This is a genomic window from Mesorhizobium sp. BR1-1-4 (genome assembly GCF_020165375.1).
Lineage (GTDB): Bacteria > Pseudomonadota > Alphaproteobacteria > Rhizobiales > Rhizobiaceae > Mesorhizobium > Mesorhizobium australicum.
In genome coordinates this window covers 67,659-85,982 of record NZ_JAIUIB010000016.1, presented here as the reverse complement: position 1 = coordinate 85,982, position 18,324 = coordinate 67,659, and the positions used below count along the sequence as shown (strand labels likewise).

The following is an 18,324-nucleotide window of genomic DNA, read 5'->3' as shown; positions in this document are numbered from 1 at the left end:
GCCCTTGTTCCCCTCGCAAGCCCGTTTCACCCCGATGGGAATCGGGAATGAAACTGGCCTATTTCCTTGTTCGAGCATGATCTTTTCCGAAAAGCGGTTTTCACTTTTCGGGATCATGCCCCAGCACGGAAAGGGCTGGCCGCAGCTTCTGGCCTGTCCGTTCCAGTATCTTGCGCGCCGCATCGGCGCTGTCGGCGCCGGCGGCGAGCAGAATGGCTGTCTTGACCGCGCCGCCGCTCTTTTCGAGCAGGCTGGCGGCCTCTTCCTGGCCGCGGCCGCTGACGGCGGCGACGATGCGCGCCGCCCGGTCGCGCAGCTTCATGTTATCGGCCATGAGGTTGACCATGTAACCGTCATGGACATGGCCAAGATGAACGGCGGTCAGCGTCGACAGCATGTTGAGCGCGATCTTCTGCGCCGTTCCGGCGCCCATGCGGGTCGAGCCGGCGATCACTTCCGGCGGTGTCTCGAGCAGGATGGCGGTGTCGGCCTGCTGGAGCAGAGCCGAACCCCTGTTGTTGGCGATGCCGATGGTGGCGGCTCCCCGGCGCCGCGCCTCCTCGATGGCGCCCACCGCATAGGGCGTCGTGCCGCTGGCGGAGAGGGCGATCAGGCAATCGCCCACGCCGACACCCGCATTGGCAACCGCCGTCGTGGCCTCCTCGGCGTCGTCCTCGGGCCCGCCGGCCAGTGTCCTCAAGGCGTCGTCGCCGCCGGCGATCAGGATGGCGATGCGGTCGCGCTGGATGCCGAACGTGCCCGGCAATTCCAGCGCATCGGCCAGCGCCATCAGGCCGGAGCTGCCGGCCGCGGCATAGGCAAGCTTGCCGCCGCCGCTCAGGCGGCCGGCAATGATCTCGGCTGCCCTGGCGATGGAGGGAATGGCGTTGCGGACCGCTTTGGCGGCCTCGACCTGCGCATCGGCCAGCGAAGCAAGGATGACTTCGGGAGCCTGGATATCCAGCCCCTCGGCATTCCCATGCAGCGCTTCGGTGCGCGTTTCGGCCATCCCAGTTCCTCCGATCCACAAAACAATACCAAAAAAATACCACTTGTCCACATGCATTAACGAATTCGCAGTCAGGAAATCGCTAAGCCGACGAATTGCGGAAGCTTTTCAATAAAATACGGCTTAATCTTTTTGAAACGGAAATTAACTCTTGGCTATTGGTATTTTATTGGTATTATCCTGCCGGAGGAGAAATCGCGTGAAATTCGTGCTCGGTATCGATGGCGGCGGCACCAGCTGCAGGGCCGCACTGGCAACGGCGGACGGCGCTGTTGTCGGCCGCGCCAAAAGCGGCGCCGCCAACATCCGCACCGATCTCACCGGCGCCCGCTCGAACATCGTCGATGCGGCGCGGCAGGCTTTCATCGCCGCCGGGCAAGATCCGGACCTGATCCCGCAAACACCCGCCATCCTCGGCCTTGCCGGCGCCAATGTCGGCACTTACCGGCAGCAGCTCGAGGCGATCCTGCCGTTCAGCACCAGCCGCGTGGAGACCGATGCGGAGATCGCGCTCGAAGGCGCGGTCGGTTCCGGTGACGGCGCGATGGCGATCCTGGGCACCGGCACCGCCTATATGGCGCGCAGGGATGGCAAATCGCGCGCCATCGGCGGCTGGGGATTCCAGGTCGGCGACCAGGGCAGCGGCGCCCGCATCGGCCGCGACCTGCTGGAGCAGACCCTGCTCGCGCATGATGGCGTGCGCCAGGCCTCGCCGCTGACCGACAGCATGATGGCCGTTTTCCGCAACAATCCCGAGGACGTCGTCGAGTTCACCACCAACGCCAAGCCCGGCGATTTTGGCGGCTTCGCGCCGAAAGTGTTCGAGCACGCGCAAAAAGGCGACATTGTCGCCAACTGGATCCTCGACAAGGCGGTCGCCGATGTCGAGGCCTCGCTTGGCGCGCTCGACCTCGCCGCCGGAGCACCGCTCTGCCTGCTCGGCGGGCTGGCGCCGCTCTATGCGCCGCGCCTGTCGGCGCGCTACCGCGCCCTGCTGAAGGAACCGCTCGACGATGCGCTAGGCGGTGCCGTGCAGATGGCGGCACGCCTTTTCGCTGGGCGCGCGGAGGCTGCGCGATGAGCGATGCCGCCGACCAGATCTTCGCCACGCTCAAACAATCCTCGCAAAGCGGCGCGCCGCTTTACCTGCAGCTCAGGAAAAGCATCGAGGACGCCGTCAATCGCGGCCTGATCGGCCCGGGCGACGCGCTGCCTTCCGAGCGCGACATCGCCACCAAGGCCGACATTTCGCGCGTCACCGTGCGCAAGGCGGTGCAAGACCTGGTCAAGGGCGGCATATTGGTGCAGCGCCATGGCTCGGGCACCTTCGTGGCGCCGCGCATGGAGCGCGTCGAGCAGTCGCTGTCGCGGCTGACCTCCTTCACCGAGGACATGGCGCGGCGCGGCATGGCGGTGCGTTCGGCCTGGCTCGACCGTGGCCTCTACGCGCCCTCGCCCGACGAGATGATGGTGCTTGGCCTGTCGTCGAGCGAACTGGTGGCGCGCGTGGCGCGCCTGCGCATCGCCAACGACACGCCGCTGGCGATCGAACGCGCTTCGCTGTCGGCCAGCGTGCTGCCGGACCCGGCTGGAATTGGCTCCTCGCTCTACGCGGCGCTGGAATTGACCGGCAACAGGCCGGTGCGCGCGGTGCAGCGCATCTCCGCCGCCAATCTCGGCGAGGGCGATGCGCGCCTGCTCGAAGTGCCGCCGGGCATTGCCGGCCTGCATATCGAGCGTATTTCCTACCTGGCGAGCGGCAAGGTGATCGAGTTCACCCGCTCCATCTACCGGGGCGACGCCTATGATTTCGTCGCCGAACTGCGGCTGACAGGGCCGAGTGAAGAGGGCCGATCATGATTGCCAACACCACGCATATGCAGCGCGAGATCGAGGAGATCCCGCAAGCCGTCGCCCGCCTGCTCGACGGCTCCGGAGCCGTGCTGGCCGAAGCAGGGCGCGGCATTAAGGAGCGCGACCCGCATTTCGTCGTCACCGTGGCGCGAGGCTCGTCCGATCATGCCGCCACCTTCATGAAATATGCCGTCGAATTGACCGCGGGCCTTGCCGTCGCCTCGGTCGGACCGTCGATCGCCTCGATCTATGGCCGCAAGCTCCGGCTTGACGGCTCGGCCTGCCTGGCGATCTCGCAGTCGGGCAAGAGCCCCGACATTGTCGCGATGGCCGAAACCGCACGAGCCGGCGGCGCGCTGACCATTGCCGTCACCAACACCGCCGATTCGCCGCTCGCGCGCGCCTCGGACTATGCGATAGACATACTTGCCGGGCCGGAGCGCAGCGTCGCGGCAACCAAGACCTTCATCAATTCCGCCGTTGCCGGTCTTGCCCTGATGGCGCATTCGACCGGCGACGACGCGCTTCTCGCGGCCCTGGCCCGCCTGCCCGAGCATTTCGGCAAGGCGATCGCCTGCGACTGGATGAGCGTGCTGGCCGAGACGATCGAGAAGCAGAAGTCCCTGTTCATTCTCGGCCGCGGTCCGTCGGCGGCGATGGCAAACGAGGCGGCGCTGAAGTTCAAGGAGACCTGCGGCATGCATGCCGAGGCCTATAGCGCGGCCGAAGTCATGCATGGCCCGCTGGCGCTGATCGGCCCCGACTTTCCGGTGCTGGCGCTGGCCGCTCGCGACGCGTCCGAGCCCTCGGTCGCCGACGCCGCCGACAGCCTGGCGGCCAAGGGCGCGCCGGTTTTCGTCACCTCGGCGCTCGCCAACCGCGCCACGCGCCTGCCGCACGTCGCCACCGGTCACCCGCTGACCGATCCGCTGACGCTGATCGTCTCCTTCTACATGTTCGTCGAGGCCTTTGCCCGCCATCGCGGCCTCGATCCGGACGCGCCGCGCAACCTTCGCAAGGTGACGGAGACCGTATGAGCGACCGTTTTGCCCTGACCGGCGCCCGCATCTTCGACGGCGACGACTGGCACGAAGGCGCGGCCCTTGTCGTGCGCGACGGCCTCGTCGAGGCCATGCTGCCGCAAGGCGCGCTGCCCGGGGATATCCGTGCCGTCGACACCGGCGGCGGCATGCTGGTGCCGGGCTTCGTCGACATCCAGGTCAATGGCGGCGGCGGCGTGATGCTCAACGATCATCCCGATGTCGCCTCGATCGAAACCATCTGCCGCGCGCACGCGCCATTCGGCACGACGGCGCTGCTGCCGACGCTGATCACCGACACGCCCGCAATCACCGCCGCCGCGATTGCCGCCGGCGAAGCGGCAGCGCTGCAAAAAGTGCCGGGTTTCCTCGGCCTGCACCTGGAAGGTCCGCATCTGTCGATTGCCCGCAAGGGTGCGCATGATCCGGCGCTGATCCGGCCGATGACGGACGCCGACCAGGCCATGCTGATCGCGGCGCGCCAGAAGCTGCCGGTGCTGCTCACCACGATCGCGCCCGAATCCGTCAATCCTGCCCGCGTCAAGGCCTTGGCCAAGGCCGGGGTCATCGTCAGCCTCGGCCATTCCGACACTGGCCATGCCACGGCTAAAGCCTTTGCCGAGGCCGGCGCCAGCGTCGTCACGCACCTGTTCAACGCGATGAGCCAGATCGGCAACCGCGAGCCCGGGCTGGCGGGCGCCGCGATCGACATCGGCGCCTTGTCGGCGGGGCTGATCGCCGACGGTATCCATGTCCACCCCGCCACGATCAGGATCGCGCTCGACGCCAAGCAGGGACCGGGCAGGATCGTGCTGGTCACCGACGCGATGGCGACGATCGGCACCGAGATGAGTTCGTTCACGCTCAACGGCCGCACCATCTACCGCAGGGATGGCAGCCTCAGGCTTGCCGACGGGACGCTGGCCGGTGCCGACCTCGACATGATCTCGGCCATCCGGTTCATGCACCGCACTGTCGGGCTCGAGCTTTCCGAAGTCTTGCGCATGGCCTCGCTCTACCCGGCCCAGGCGATCGGCCAGTCGCACCGGCTTGGCCGCTTCGCCAATGGCACGGCGGCGGACATCGTTGCGCTGTCGGACAATCTTGACATAGGAAGCGTCTGGATCGGCGGCGACAAGGTGTTCGAGGCTGCCGCTCCGCGCTGAGAGCGAGGCCATGCAGACAATCGATTGTGTCGTCGCCGGAGCAGGCGTCGTCGGGCTTGCCGTCGCCAGGGCGCTTGCCTTGTCGGGCCGCGAGGTGGTGGTGATCGAAAAGGCCGACGCGATCGGCACCGTCACCAGCTCGCGCAATTCCGAAGTCATCCATGCCGGGCTCTATTATGTGCCCGGCAGCCTGAAGGCCCGGCTGTGCGTCGAAGGGCGCCGGCAGCTCTATGCATACTGCGCCGAACACACTATCGGCCATCGCCGCGCCGGCAAGCTGATCGTCGCCAGCGAACCCGGCCAGACGGACGGGCTGCGGGCGATCGAGGCCAATGCGAAACGCTGCGGGGTCGACGATCTCGCGCTTTTGACACGCGCCGAGGCCGAAAGCCTGGAGCCGGCGCTGAGATGCGCCGGCGCGCTGCTGTCGCCATCAACCGGCATTGTCGACAGCCACGCGCTGATGCTGTCGCTGCGCGGTGACGCTGAAGCCGCAGGCGTGTCCTTCGCTTTCCTCACCTGCGTTGCCGGGGCGACGATCGAAGCCGATGGGATCCGGATCGACACGCGCGACGCCAATGGCGAGACCTTCGCCGTGGAGGCCAGCGCTTTCGTCAATGCAGCCGGCCTCGATGCGCAGGCCCTGGCCAGTCGGATCGAGGGTTTCCCAAGGGATCTCATCCCCCGGCAGTGGCTAGCGCGCGGCAATTATTTCGCGCTTCCGGGGCGGTCGCCGTTTTCGCGGCTGATCTATCCGGTTCCGGTCGAAGGGGGTCTTGGCGTCCATCTGACGCTCGATCTGGCCGGCAAGGCGCGCTTTGGCCCCGACGTCGAATGGATCGACGGCGTGGATTACACCGTCGACCCCGGCCGAAGCGCCGTCTTCTACGAGGCGATCCGCCGCTATTGGCCCGACCTGGCCAATGGCGCGCTGCAGCCGGCCTATGCCGGCATCCGGCCGAAGCTTTCGGGCCCCGGGCAGCCAGCGGCGGACTTCGTGATTCAGGGACCGGCCGATCATGGCGCGGGCCGGATCGTCAATCTATTCGGCATCGAGAGCCCCGGCCTGACGGCGAGCCTGGCCATCGCCGACCATGTCGCCGAACTGTTGTACCCGACCTGAGCCAGCGTTCGCGCGCGCCGGAGCGCGGCATCTGCTTAGCCGGCTTTATTTGAGACGTAGAGATCCTTGTAGCTGTCGCGCAAAAGGTTCTTCTGTACCTTGCCCATCGTGTTGCGCGGCAGGTCGTCGACGAAGATCACCCGTTTGGGATGCTTGTACTTCGCCATGCGGCCGGTGATGGCGTCGAGAATCTCGGCCGCGCTGATCCGCGACGCGGGCGAGCGCACGACGACCGCGGTGACGCCTTCGCCGAAGTCCGGATGGGCAAGGCCGATGACGGCGCTTTCCAGGACGCCGTCGAGCGCGTCGATCTCGCTTTCGAGCTCCTTCGGATAGACGTTGTAGCCGCCTGAGATGATCAGGTCCTTGCCGCGACCGACAATGTGGACATAGCCGTCGGCGTCGATCATGCCGAGGTCGCCGGTGATGAAGAAGCCGTCGGCGCGGAATTCCGCCTTGGTCTTTTCCGGCATGCGCCAGTAGCCGCCGAACACGTTCGGACCCTTGACCTCGATCATGCCGACCTCGCCCTGGGCGAGCGGCTTGCCGGAATCGGGATCGGCGATGCGCAGCGACACGCCGGGCAAGGGGAAGCCAACCGTGCCGGCGCGCCGCTCGCCCTCATAGGGGTTGGAGGTGTTCATGTTGGTCTCGGTCATGCCATAGCGCTCGAGGATGGCGTGGCCGGTGCGCTCGCGCCAGGCGTTGTGCGTTTCGGCCAGCAGCGGCGCCGAACCAGACACGAACAGCCGGATGTTTTTCGCCGCCTCGCGATCCAGCCCGTCCTGCTGCAGCAGCCTGGTATAGAAGGTCGGCACGCCCATCAGCGCGGTGGCGCGCGGCAGCAGCGAGACGATGCGGCTCGCGTCGAATTTCTGCTCGAACAGCATCGAGGCGCCGGCCATCAGGGTGACGTTGGTGGCGACGAACAGGCCGTGCGTGTGGAAAATCGGCAGCGCGTGGATCAGCACGTCATCCCTGGTGAAACGCCATTGCTCGACCAGCACCCGCGCGTTCGAGGCGAGATTCTCATGGCTGAGCATGGCGCCTTTCGAACGGCCGGTCGTTCCCGACGTGTAGAGGATCGCCGCAAGGTCGTCGGCGCCGCGCTCCACATCGTGGAACTCGGAAGACTGACGCGATGCCTGGTCCGCGAGGGATCCCTGGCCACCGCGGTCGAGCGTGACCACGACGGCACCGGACGGCTCGACCATCCCACGGATGTCCGCCGACCGTGCCGGATCGCAGACGATCACCCGAGGTGCGGCATCCCCAAAGAAATAGCCGAGCTCGGCCAGCGTATAGGCGGTGTTGAGCGGCAGGAAGACGGCGCCGGCGCGCACGCAGGCGAGATAGAGCAAAACCATCTCCGGGCTCTTCTCGACCTGCACGGCAACCCGGTCGCCGGGCGCGACATCCATTTGCAGGAGCGCATGCGCAAGCTGCGCCGACCGTGCCAGCATGTCGCCATAGGTGAACGAGCATCCATCATCGGTTTCCATCAACAGACGCCCAAGCGCCGGCATCCGGGACCGGAACGCATCGAACAGATGATTGCTCATGAAATCTTCCCAGGTGACGCCGGCCGCGATCTTGGGCGGCACGCGACGAAGAGTTCGCGTTTCCCAGCCCCCCGTCAAGGCCGCAGCCGGCTGCCCGGCGTCCACCGAAAAGGTCCGAGGGATGGGACGGCAGAGGGCGCCGACCAAACAGCCGTCAACGCTGGGCGCGCTTACCCGGACCGGCGGGTGCCTCGCCTTGCCTGAAGCGTTCCATGCACATGGCGGCGGTCAGCTGGTAGTGATCGATCAGGGCCTGGACGGCACCATCCGCATTGCCGTCCAGCGCATTTTCAGCAATCAGCCGGTGTTCGGCGAAATCGTCGCGCTGGATGCTCTCCCCGTCATTGGCCATTTGCCTGTAGCGGTAGGCGTGATCGGAAAGCTGGTCGCAGAAACCAACCAGCCAGTGCGACCGGCACGCCGAGATCAGCACCCGATGAAAAGTGCGATGCACTTTCTCCCACTCCGGATTGAGCGACGAGCTACTTTGCGGCGAAAGCCGTGAGGCCCGCCCCAGGCGATGCAGCGCCAGCACCAATTGTTCTTCCCATTCGGCGGTGCGGTGGGCAATGGATTCGCGCAGCGCCCGCTCCTCGAGCCAGCAGCGCGTGCGCGTCAGTTCCTCGAGTTCCGTCGCGCTGACCGGCATGATGAAAAAGCCACGCTGGTCATGGCGGCCAAGGAGACCTTCGGAGGCAAGGCGATTGAGGGCTTCACGAACAGGGGAGGCACCTGCGCCATACTTGGAAACGACCCACTCGACGCGCAGCTTGCTTTCGGTTTCAAGAGCGCCGCTGAGAAGATCATCACGCAATTGGTGATAGACCGTGCTGGCAAGCGTGCTCTTGGCTCCTGTGCCGTCGTCGTTCAGATTGGCAGCTCCGTATGTCAAAAGCGACTCCTTGTCCCCTTACTGTCGTCCTGGGCAATTCGAGTCCGAGATTCTCTCTCCGTACGCGTACCATATAGCGTGACGCTTCCGGCACTCAAGCAGAAGATCGCGCTATTGTACTTTAGGACAATGGAATATACCCAATCCGCGGGGCCGATCGCGAGAATTCGAATATTTCTACAACCAGCAGAAGTTTAACGTGTTTTGTATGCACGCAGGATCATCTGTTTCTTGTGCTCCCATGCGAGCATCTTTTCTGTCGCGCGCAAAGACAGCGGACGACTGCCCGAATCAGATCGTCGCGCAACCTGATTCGGATGTACAACGACGCCGATCCGTAGCAATTGGTGCTGGAATGACCGCGCTGTGTCAGCCGGCGGCCTTGTCGGCCGCCGCCCTGATCGCTTCGATATTGGCGCGGTAGGCCTCGACACTGCCACCCCTGAAGATGGCAGCACCGGCCACCAGCACGTCGGCGCCGGCAGCGGTGACCAAGGGGGCGGTTTCCGGCGAGACGCCCCCGTCGATCTCGATACGGATCGGCCGGTCACCGATCAGCGCCTTGATCCTTCTCACCTTGTCGACCATCGCCGGGATGAAGGCCTGCCCGCCGAAACCCGGATTGACGGTCATGATCAGAATCAGGTCGAGCCGGTCGAGCACATATTCGATCGCCGTTTCCGGCGTCGCCGGATTGAGCGACACGCCCGCCTTCTTGCCGAGGTTCCTGATTGTCTGCAACGAGCGGTCGAGATGCGGCCCGGCCTCGGCATGCACCGTCATGCCGTCACAGCCGGCTTCGGCAAAGGCGGCGAGGTAGGGATCGGCTGGCGCGATCATCAGGTGGCAGTCGAAAAAGGCCTTGGTGCGATTGCGGATCGCCTTGATGACAGGCGGGCCGAAGGTGATGTTTGGCACGAAATGCCCATCCATCACATCGAGATGAATCCAGTCGGCACCGGCCGCCACCACCGCCTCGACCTCGTCACCGAGCTTCGAGAAATCCGATGCCAGCACCGACGGTGCGATCAAGGTTTTTTTGCTCATCTCGCGGCCTTTCCGGGCGCCCTTTTGATACGATCGCTGCGTACCGACTGCCTAAAGCGCTCCCGCGGACTTGTCGAGGGCGCCAGTACAGCGGTTCCACAGGGAGGGGGTAACGTCGCGGCGTTCCCGATCCTGTCGCCGCGAACCTTCGCTGCCTGGATCATGAAGAAAAACCCGCCGGATTGCTCCAGCGGGTTTTCGTTTGGCGTCGCGCGGGTGCCTATTGCTGCTGGAGCTTCAGCACCCTGTTTGGCACCGGGTCCTGCTGCTGGTCGATCGGCTGCCTGCGCCGCGGCAGCAATTGCAGCAACTGCCCCGGATCGATTTCCAGCGATGGCTGCCCGCGCATCGGCCGGCAGTTCGGATACCGCCCGACCATGTCTTCCGGACAGTGCCGCGTGAAGATCGGCTGGCACTGGCCGTTGACCATCTGCGAGCCCGGCGCGCATTCGCTCTCTTGCCTGGGCTTGCGGCATGCGCCGTCGATCACCTCGGTCCCACGCGGGCAGACGCATTCGCCGCGCTTGTTGTGGACCTGGCCGCGTATGTCGCACTGCTCTAACTGCGGCTGCTTGCGCCGGCAGGCATTGCCTTGCACCTCGGTACCCCTCGGACAAACGCAATTGCCGTCGGAGTCATGGACCTGGCCACGGATGGTGCATTGGTCAGGCTTCGGCCTGATCGGCCGGCAGGCCCGGTCTCGCACCTCGGTGCCTTGCGGGCAGACGCAGTCCCCGTCCGCATTGTGGACCTGGCCACGGATGGTGCACTGCTCGGGCTTCGGCCGGACCGGACGGCAGGCGCCATTGCGCATCTCGGTGCCTTGCGGGCAGACGCAATCGCCATCGGCATTGCGGACCTGGCCAGGAATGCGGCACTGCTGCGGCTTTGGCCGGATCTGGCGGCAGGCCCGGTCTCGCACCTCGGTGCCTTGCGGGCAGACACAGTCCCCGTCCGCATTGTGGACCTGACCACGGATGGTGCACTGCTCGGGCTTGTCGGTCCCGACGCATTTTCCGTTCTGCAGCTCCGTGCCGCGCGGGCAGACGCAACGTCCGTCCTCGGTACGGATCTGGCCTTCGAGCAGCACGCAGCGCGGCGGCGGTGGCAGCGGCAGAAGGTTGGTGCCGCCGCCGGTGCATTGCCCGTTGCGGAAGGTGGTGCCTTCCGGGCAGACGCAGCGGCCGGCATCGTTCATGACGAAGCCCGGCGAGCACTGGTTCTTCACCTCATGCGTGATGATGAAGGGATGGCACGCATAGGCCCTGCCGCGATCGCCCTGCACGTTGGTCGCGTCGTTGGACAGCACGTCGCCGCCGCCCTGCACCCGTGTGTCGGGAGAGAGCACGCCAACGCAGTTCCGGCCGTTGACGTTGCCCTGCAGGTTGGCAAGACGCCCATCGTCGGGGATGACCACGGTCACACGGTGCGAGCGGCTTTCGCCGGCGCCGAGCGTCAGGTTGGCGATGCAGGAGGCCGGCAAGGTCGTCGGTTCCGGCGAACAGCCGAAGGGCGGCTCGATCGAAGTGATCGCGACGCCTTCCAGCCGGCCAAGCCCATCGACGCCGATCGCATCGCCGATGCGGACCGGGCCCGAGAAGGGGCTCGTTCCGTCATTGGTGATGGTAATGTCGAACGAGCAGGGCTGGCCCAGCCTGCATTCGCGGTCGCCGGTCTTCTCGACACGGATGGTCGAGGAGCCGCCGCCCCTGGCGCAGGCTTGGCCGATCGGATAGACGACGTCGTCGCCCTGCGCCGGCCCATAGGAGCCGCGCGCGCAGTTCTCGAATTCGCCATTGGCCGAAACCGTCACGTCGAAGTGCCTGGAGGTTCCGGGCGTCATGACGGCGCCCGGTATCTGGCACGACAACGCATTGGCCGGAACCGGTCCGCATGCCCATTCCGCGCCGTCAGGGGTTACGGTCTGGATCTGGACAGGCGCTCCGCCCGACACCAGCGTGGCGGCATCGTTGACCCGCACCGGACCGGTGGGGGCAGCCGTGCCGACATTGGCGACGGTGATGCGGCAGGACACCAGCGCCGCGCCGGCCAGCGAACCGTTGCACACCTTGGTGATGCGCAAGGCCGGCTGGACGCTGTTGGGACGGCGGATGCGTTCCTTGGCGCAGGCCTTGTTGTTGGTGAGATCGACCTCACCGGGGATGGCCTTCACCTCGGCGCAGTTCTCGACCGTGTCGGACCGGTAGCCGGCCGGCATGACCGCCTTGACGAAGATCGGTGTCGAGGCGCCCGCGGGCAGCGAGATGCCGGCATTGTCGCAGCGGAACTGGCCGGGGCCGTTGGGGCCGCATGTCCAGGGCGGGCTCGGGCCGAAGGTGGAGGACGCCGGCGCGCCGCCGGGGTAGTTGTCGATCACCGTCAGCGGCCCATTGTAGGTCGATGTGCCGTTGTTGATGATGTCGATGATGAAGGTGCAGACGCCGTCGGCGGTGCAGACTTCGGTGCGGGCACGCTTCTTGAGAATCAGGTCGACCTTCTTCTCGACCGGCGGCTGGCAATCCGGATTGCGATCGCCGCGCCGGCAGATCGGGATCGACGCGCAGCCCCGGTCATTGGCCTGGCTGCCGAACAGCGGCTTGCCGCTGGCGCCGTAATTGTAGGTGGCGCAGTTGCGCAGCACGCTGCCTTGCCAGCCTCCGGCCGGCTTGAAGCCGAGCTTGAGGTCGACAAAGGCTCCCGGAGCGAGCGTGGTCACCGGGTAGGTGCACGTCATCGGGGTGGTTCCCGGCGCGCAGACCCAGGGCGGATTGGGCCCTGAACTCAGCGTCGAGCCGGCCGGCAGCGTCACCTCGTCGAGCACGATCTTACCGTTGTAAGGCGCTGTGCCGACATTGGTGACCCGGATGGTGAAGTCGCAGCCGCCGCCCATCGTGCAGCGTGTGACGTCGGCATGCTTTTCGACCTTGAGGTCCGGTTCCTTATCCCTGGGTGGGCACCTCTGGTCACGCGGGATGACGATGTCGATGGTTTGCGTGCAGCACAGGCCCCAGCCCTCCTTCGGTCCGGCATAGGTCTCGATACCGGTGACGATGAGGTGGATGACGTCGCCGGGTGACGCGCCGACGATCTTCCAGTTGAGCACGCCGCCGCCCGCCGGCACCTTCTGGGTGTCGGGGATGATGCTGATGCCTGGCGAGGTCGTCGACACCTGCACCCATTTGCCGCCCATCTCGGGGCCGACAGGCATGTGGTAGATGAAGGCGCCACCGCCGGGCACGCAGTCGACCGTGCCGCGTTCGACCTTGAAACACTCATGGTCGGTTGGAGGTGGAGGTTGCTTGTCGCATTTGGTGAGGTCGATCCGGATCGAGGTCTTTTCCCCGGTCGCGATGTTGCCGTCGTCCGGCTTGCCCGGATCCTGCGACGGGATGATGGTGCCCGTGCCGGTGCCGCCGGTGACCTTGATCATGCCCTGGTTGTCGACGTTGACCGGCGCTGGAAACGCGGCGTGGTCGATCTTGGCGGTGATGCGGAAGGTGATGACGCTTTCGTTCAGTGCGCCCGAGCCATCGAGATCGCTGGCGGAAATCCGGAAATCGGAAACCGTTGCCGTGTCGTTGGGGCCGGCCGAATTGCTTACGACAGCGCCCGGCAAGGCCCCACCCGATGCATCGGTGCCGTCGCCGGAGACTGTCACATTGACGATCGAAAGACCGTGCGGAAGCTGGTCCTTGAAGTCGAGCTTGGCTTTCTTCAGCGCCGCCTCGAGGGCAGGATTGGCAAAGCCTTGCGGATTGCCGCGCAGTCCGAAGGTCAAGGTATAGAAGACATAGTCGCAACTGCGCTGGCCACCGGTCTTGGTGAAGAACGGCACGACACGTCCGGATTCCGGGTTGATGATGCGCGGATTGTCGAGCTGCAGCGGCTGCACATCCTGGCTGGTGACAGCCTGGACGGCCTGGGCGGCGGATGCCGGCAGTGCGGGCGCAAGGGCGACCGCGATCCCGGCCGCCATCAGCCAGCGCGCGCCGCGCCTGGCGAGTGACAGGGGTTTCATGATCGTCTCCATGACGGTTTTTGGGGATTTGGCCGCGAGCGGGGATGGGGCAAGACTGTTCATCTTTGCCTCCTCAACGTTCGCAGCTGACGGCTGGGGTCCGGAGCGGCAAGGTCATCTTGCAGCAAGGGTAGTAGCCACCCTTGTCCTTGTCGGACTTCCTGTAGAAGCAGAGTCCAACATCCACTCTGTCGCCCGGATAGTGGCCGGTGATGTCGATCGTGTAAGGCTTGCCCGGCGCATGTGACATAGGTGAGGTCACCGCGACGCCTGGCGTCCTGGATTGGGCCTTGATCGAATCACCGCCGAAGCCGGCATGGTCATGGAGATAGAGATCGGCCTCGAGACCGCGCGGCGTGCAGTAATACTGCACGTTCTCGACATCGAGACAGGGAGGCAGATTGCCCGGCGGCGGGAAATCCGGCGGGTAGAAGGGGGGCTCATAACCGCCCGGTATTTCCTGATAATAGCCGGCACGGCCCTCGCAGGGATGCCAGACGGCGACGTCGCCGACATGGCCTTCCACTTCGGGATCCTCGAAATAGCCGTCGAAATCGACGAACCAGGAGCCGAAGGGCGGCACGTTGGCCGGCTTGACCAGCTCCTTGGGCGTGATCTGCACGCCGTGCACGGCAAGCGGCCCGCCCGCGGCGAGCTTTTCGGCGAACTCGGGGTTGTCGCGCAATTTGTCGCCTGTGTTGACCAAGGTCTGGGTGCAGACCGAGGTGTCGAGATTGCCGTCGGCATCGTAGCCATATTGCAGGTCGACGCCGCCGGCCGACTGCCTGTTGCCTTGCGGGAAGCCGACCGCATATTCCTGCGGCGCTTCCACCCAGACCGATTCCGTCGAGGGATCGTCGGGATTTTCCCTGAAGTAGCGGATGACCTCGCCTTTGCCGGAATCGGCGAAGCGGCTGTAATCATAGCGGTTTTCGATCGGGCCGCGCTGGGCGAGATACATGAAGCCGCTGTTGTCGAAGGCGATGTCGGTGACGGCGTAGTCCTTGTCGGCCCTCACAGTCAGTTCCCAGCGGGGATCGCCGGCGAAGGTGCCGTCGCGGGCAATGCCCACCGACCAGATTTCCGACTTTTCGCCAACCGAATAATAGAGCCGGCCGCCATGATAGGAGACGGCCCAGACGCGGCGCTCGTCCTGGGTGTAGCCCCAGCTGTCGGGGTCCTCGGTATCGAAGGCCGCGCCCTGTACGTCCATCACCGCGCCATCGTCGGCGACCGGGGCCAGCCCATGCGCCGGCCGGCCGGCGCCGCCATGGTCGAACGTGTCGACCAGTCTGCCGTCGGCGTCGATGCGATGGATCAGGCCGGTGTCGAGATCGGAGGCAAAGAACTGGCGGTGGGCGGGATCGAAGGTGATATTGCCGATGCCAGGTCCGCTGTTGGTGTCGATGTCGGCGAATTTGGCGACCTGGCCGGTGATGCCGTCGATCTTCCAGATGGTGCCCGGCCCGCCGCCGTTTTCGGTGCCGAACTGGCCCTCCATGAAGGTGGCGCCCGCCGTGCCGCGGCGCTGCCGCTCCGGCCTGCCGTCCTTGTCTGCGTCCGGCGTGACGATCTCAATGCCATGCAGCGAGGTGGCGGCGGCATAGAGGTTGGGAACGCCAGACGGCACACCGTCGCGCACGCCGTCATCATAGGTGAGGCCGAACACCTCACCGATCTGGCCTGCTGTCACCTCGAAAGGCGGCGGCGTGAAGACGAGCTGGCCCGAAGCCGGACCACTCAGGTGTGAAACGTCGAAGACGCGCAAGGTGGCGCGCGAGATGTCGATGAAGGTCTCGTCGACCGGATCGACGCCGGGCGGCAACCCCTCGTCGACATTGGGGATGATGGTGCCGGGAAAGCCGGTGACCGCCATCGAGCCTGGATAGATGATCTGGGTTTCCTGCGCTTGGGCGGCCGCGCCCAGCCACTGGCTGGCGGCAAGCGCCAGAGCCAGCAGGCCGGCGGCCTGCAATGCACCGCGCAAGCGGTTGTCGAACTCAAGAAAAGGCACGAACGCGCCGCGGATGCGAGACATGACACTACCCCCGTAGTCCAGGGGAGAGACGCCCGGACTTGCCGCGCAAATCAGGGCAAGGCGCGGTGGTCCGGCTCGTTCTTCCCTGATCGAATTGTCTGCTTTCCTCATAGTGACGATACGCCTGCTCCCGCGCAGGGTCAACGGAATCAGCGGGAAGCCCAGCGCATCGACCCCGTCCCGAAGGCGGTGGTCGCGCCGAGCTCCTGTTGGTCCCGGAGACCATGGAGTCTCTGGGTTGCTGGTCATGGGGGGCTTCCTTTCCGGGGCCGCACCATGCGGCACCTGGACATCAGTCGCGGGCCGGCGCGGAAAGGTTCATGGAAGCGTTGCGCAGAATGCTTGCGCGCGATGCCGCCTGTTCTTATATACGCGCCAAGCCGTGCGGCGCCGGAGAACCGGTGGGTGGACGGTATTTCTTGTGAACAGGGGCTTTCGTCGGAACGCCTTACCGGGTCCTGAGAGCCTGCTTAGCGGAGAGACTAGAAAAATGGCAAAAGTAATCGGTATCGATCTCGGCACCACCAACTCGTGCATCGCCATCATGGATGGCAAGGAGCCGAAGGTAATCGAGAATGCGGAAGGCGCGCGCACGACGCCTTCCATCGTCGCCATCTCGGGCGACGGCGAACGTCTCGTTGGCCAGCCGGCCAAGCGCCAGGCGGTCACCAATCCTGAAAACACCATCTTCGCGGTCAAGCGCCTGATCGGCCGCCGCTATGACGATCCGGTGACGGAGAAGGACAAGAAGCTTGTCCCCTACAAGATCGTCAAGGGCGACAATGGCGATGCCTGGGTCGAGGCCGGCGGCAAGAAGCAGTCGCCCTCGCAGATCTCGGCCATGATCCTGCAGAAGATGAAGGAAACGGCGGAGGCCTATCTCGGCGAGAAGGTCGAGAAGGCGGTCATCACCGTTCCGGCCTATTTCAACGACGCCCAGCGCCAGGCCACCAAGGACGCCGGCAAGATCGCCGGCCTGGAAGTGCTGCGCATCATCAACGAGCCGACAGCGGCAGCGCTCGCCTATGGCCTCGACAAGAAGGAAGGCAAGACCATTGCCGTCTATGACCTTGGCGGCGGCACGTTCGACATTTCGGTGCTCGAAATCGGCGACGGCGTGTTCGAGGTGAAGTCGACCAATGGCGACACGTTCCTCGGCGGCGAGGATTTCGACATGCGCCTGGTCGAGTATCTGGCGGCCGAGTTCAAGAAGGAACAGGGCATCGACCTGAAGAACGACAAGCTCGCCCTGCAGCGCCTCAAGGAGGCGGCTGAAAAGGCCAAGATCGAGCTGTCGTCGACGACGCAGACCGAAATCAACCTGCCCTTCATCACCGCCGACGCGACCGGACCGAAGCACCTGACGCTGAAGCTGACGCGCGCCAAGTTCGAAAGCCTGGTCGAAGACCTCGTACAGCGCACCATCGAGCCGTGCAAGGCGGCGCTCAAGGATGCCGGCTTGAAGGCTGGCGAGATCGACGAAGTGGTCCTGGTCGGCGGCATGACCCGCATGCCCAAGATCCAGGAGATCGTGAAGCAGTTCTTCGGCAAGGAGCCGCACAAGGGCGTCAACCCGGATGAGGTCGTCGCACTCGGTGCCGCCATCCAGGCCGGCGTGCTGCAGGGCGACGTCAAGGACGTGCTGTTGCTCGACGTGACGCCGCTTTCGCTCGGCATCGAGACGCTGGGCGGCGTGTTCACCCGGCTGATCGAGCGCAACACGACGATCCCGACCAAGAAGAGCCAGGTGTTCTCGACGGCCGAAGACAGCCAGTCCGCCGTGACCATCCGCGTCTTCCAGGGCGAGCGTGAAATGGCCGCCGACAACAAGGCGCTCGGCCAGTTCGACCTGGTCGGCATTCCGCCGGCGCCGCGCGGCGTGCCGCAGATCGAGGTCACGTTCGACATCGACGCCAACGGCATCGTCAACGTGTCGGCCAAGGACAAGGGCACCGGCAAGGAGCACCAGATCCGCATCCAGGCTTCGGGCGGACTTTCCGACGCCGACATCGAGAAGATGGTCAAGGATGCCGAGGCCAATGCCGATACCGACAAGAAGCGTCGCGCCGTGGTCGAGGCCCGCAATCAGGCCGAAGCGCTGGTGCATTCGTCGGAGAAGTCGCTGAAGGAATATGGCGACAAGGTCTCGGAGACCGAGCGCACGGCAATTTCGGACGCGATCGCGGCGCTGAAAGCCGCTGCCGAGGGCGACGATCCGGCCGACATCGAGGCCAAGAGCCAGGTGCTTGCCGAAGCTTCCATGAAGCTTGGCCAGGCCATGTACGAGGCCTCGCAGAAGGAAGCGGCGGAAGCCGACGCCAAGGCGGATGCCGCCAAGGACTCTGACGTGGTCGACGCCGATTTCGAAGAAATCGACGAAGATGACAAGAAGAAGTCGGCCTGAGCGGCTTGACGGCAAGATAATGCGAAAAGCCCGGCGCAAGGCCGGGCTTTTTTGCAACCCTCGCTGAAAAAATGCGAGCACTGCCGAAAAAATCACTGAAAACCACGGACAAGTTCGCGCCGGCCCTAGCATACGGGCAGCACCGCTCCTAAATCGAAACAACGTGCCGGC

Annotated in this window: 12 protein-coding genes; 6 read left to right on the top strand and 6 right to left on the bottom strand. The window is 65.2% G+C overall.

What is annotated here, in order from left to right; genetic code table 11:
• Window positions 1-100 precede the first annotated feature (100 nt).
• A complete protein-coding gene (locus LB571_RS27665) occupies window positions 101-1,009 on the bottom strand; it encodes an N-acetylmuramic acid 6-phosphate etherase (RefSeq protein ID WP_140792345.1) in 909 nt (302 codons plus the stop codon).
• A gap of 199 nt (window positions 1,010-1,208) precedes the next feature.
• On the opposite strand from LB571_RS27665, the gene LB571_RS27660 reads away from it, so the two are divergent.
• The 5 genes from LB571_RS27660 to LB571_RS27640 are packed head-to-tail and all read left to right on the top strand — an operon-like array spanning window position 1,209 to window position 6,192.
• Complete coding sequence (locus LB571_RS27660; RefSeq protein ID WP_140711933.1) at window positions 1,209-2,090, top strand: N-acetylglucosamine kinase; 882 nt, start codon at window positions 1,209-1,211, stop codon at window positions 2,088-2,090.
• The gene (locus LB571_RS27655) at window positions 2,087-2,869 is read left to right on the top strand and encodes a GntR family transcriptional regulator (RefSeq protein ID WP_140619779.1); all 783 of its coding nucleotides are present in this window, start codon (window positions 2,087-2,089) and stop codon (window positions 2,867-2,869) included. Before LB571_RS27660 ends, LB571_RS27655 begins: the two co-directional genes overlap by 4 nt.
• Window positions 2,866-3,900 carry an SIS domain-containing protein gene (locus LB571_RS27650; protein ID WP_140660278.1) on the top strand — a complete coding sequence of 345 codons (1,035 nt, stop codon included), beginning with the start codon at window positions 2,866-2,868 and terminating at the stop codon, window positions 3,898-3,900. The genes LB571_RS27655 and LB571_RS27650 overlap by 4 nt, the downstream gene beginning before the upstream one ends.
• Complete coding sequence (gene nagA, locus LB571_RS27645; RefSeq protein WP_224599569.1) at window positions 3,897-5,069, top strand: N-acetylglucosamine-6-phosphate deacetylase; 1,173 nt, start codon at window positions 3,897-3,899, stop codon at window positions 5,067-5,069. The genes LB571_RS27650 and nagA overlap by 4 nt, the downstream gene beginning before the upstream one ends.
• A 10-nt stretch (window positions 5,070-5,079) precedes the next feature.
• Complete coding sequence (locus tag LB571_RS27640) at window positions 5,080-6,192, top strand: NAD(P)/FAD-dependent oxidoreductase (RefSeq protein ID WP_224599566.1); 1,113 nt, start codon at window positions 5,080-5,082, stop codon at window positions 6,190-6,192.
• A gap of 35 nt (window positions 6,193-6,227) precedes the next feature.
• On the opposite strand, the gene LB571_RS27635 is transcribed toward LB571_RS27640, so the two are convergent.
• The 5 genes from LB571_RS27635 to LB571_RS27615 form a co-directional block, all read right to left on the bottom strand.
• The gene (locus tag LB571_RS27635; RefSeq protein WP_224599564.1) at window positions 6,228-7,754 is read right to left on the bottom strand and encodes a malonate--CoA ligase; all 1,527 of its coding nucleotides are present in this window, start codon (window positions 7,752-7,754) and stop codon (window positions 6,228-6,230) included.
• A gap of 154 nt (window positions 7,755-7,908) precedes the next feature.
• Window positions 7,909-8,646 (bottom strand): GntR family transcriptional regulator, encoded by a 738-nt coding sequence (locus LB571_RS27630; protein ID WP_015314660.1) that lies wholly within the window; start codon window positions 8,644-8,646, stop codon window positions 7,909-7,911.
• Between the two features lie 369 nt (window positions 8,647-9,015).
• The gene (rpe, locus tag LB571_RS27625; protein ID WP_140660281.1) at window positions 9,016-9,693 is read right to left on the bottom strand and encodes a ribulose-phosphate 3-epimerase; all 678 of its coding nucleotides are present in this window, start codon (window positions 9,691-9,693) and stop codon (window positions 9,016-9,018) included.
• A gap of 220 nt (window positions 9,694-9,913) precedes the next feature.
• Window positions 9,914-13,774 carry a DUF11 domain-containing protein gene (locus LB571_RS27620; RefSeq protein ID WP_224599562.1) on the bottom strand — a complete coding sequence of 1,287 codons (3,861 nt, stop codon included), beginning with the start codon at window positions 13,772-13,774 and terminating at the stop codon, window positions 9,914-9,916.
• 10 nt (window positions 13,775-13,784) lie between these two features.
• Entirely contained in the window at window positions 13,785-15,998 is a 2,214-nt protein-coding gene (locus tag LB571_RS27615; protein ID WP_224599560.1) for a hypothetical protein, read from the bottom strand.
• A 241-nt stretch (window positions 15,999-16,239) separates the two neighbouring features.
• On the opposite strand from LB571_RS27615, the gene dnaK reads away from it, so the two are divergent.
• A complete protein-coding gene (dnaK, locus tag LB571_RS27610; protein WP_224599558.1) occupies window positions 16,240-18,153 on the top strand; it encodes a molecular chaperone DnaK in 1,914 nt (637 codons plus the stop codon).
• The last annotated feature ends 171 nt before the right edge of the window (window positions 18,154-18,324 follow it).

Excerpts from the sequence above, each read along its gene's own strand:
- LB571_RS27635 (WP_224599564.1), bottom strand. The coding sequence starts at position 7,754 with ATGAGCAATCATCTGTTCGATGCGTTCCGGTCCCGGATGCCGGCGCTT.
- LB571_RS27655 (WP_140619779.1), top strand. The coding sequence starts at position 2,087 with ATGAGCGATGCCGCCGACCAGATCTTCGCCACGCTCAAACAATCCTCG.
- LB571_RS27620 (WP_224599562.1), bottom strand. The coding sequence starts at position 13,774 with ATGAACAGTCTTGCCCCATCCCCGCTCGCGGCCAAATCCCCAAAAACC.
- LB571_RS27640 (WP_224599566.1), top strand. The coding sequence starts at position 5,080 with ATGCAGACAATCGATTGTGTCGTCGCCGGAGCAGGCGTCGTCGGGCTT.
- LB571_RS27665 (WP_140792345.1), bottom strand. The coding sequence starts at position 1,009 with ATGGCCGAAACGCGCACCGAAGCGCTGCATGGGAATGCCGAGGGGCTG.
- dnaK (WP_224599558.1), top strand. The coding sequence starts at position 16,240 with ATGGCAAAAGTAATCGGTATCGATCTCGGCACCACCAACTCGTGCATC.
- LB571_RS27615 (WP_224599560.1), bottom strand. The coding sequence starts at position 15,998 with ATGACCAGCAACCCAGAGACTCCATGGTCTCCGGGACCAACAGGAGCT.
- LB571_RS27650 (WP_140660278.1), top strand. The coding sequence starts at position 2,866 with ATGATTGCCAACACCACGCATATGCAGCGCGAGATCGAGGAGATCCCG.
- rpe (WP_140660281.1), bottom strand. The coding sequence starts at position 9,693 with ATGAGCAAAAAAACCTTGATCGCACCGTCGGTGCTGGCATCGGATTTC.
- nagA (WP_224599569.1), top strand. The coding sequence starts at position 3,897 with ATGAGCGACCGTTTTGCCCTGACCGGCGCCCGCATCTTCGACGGCGAC.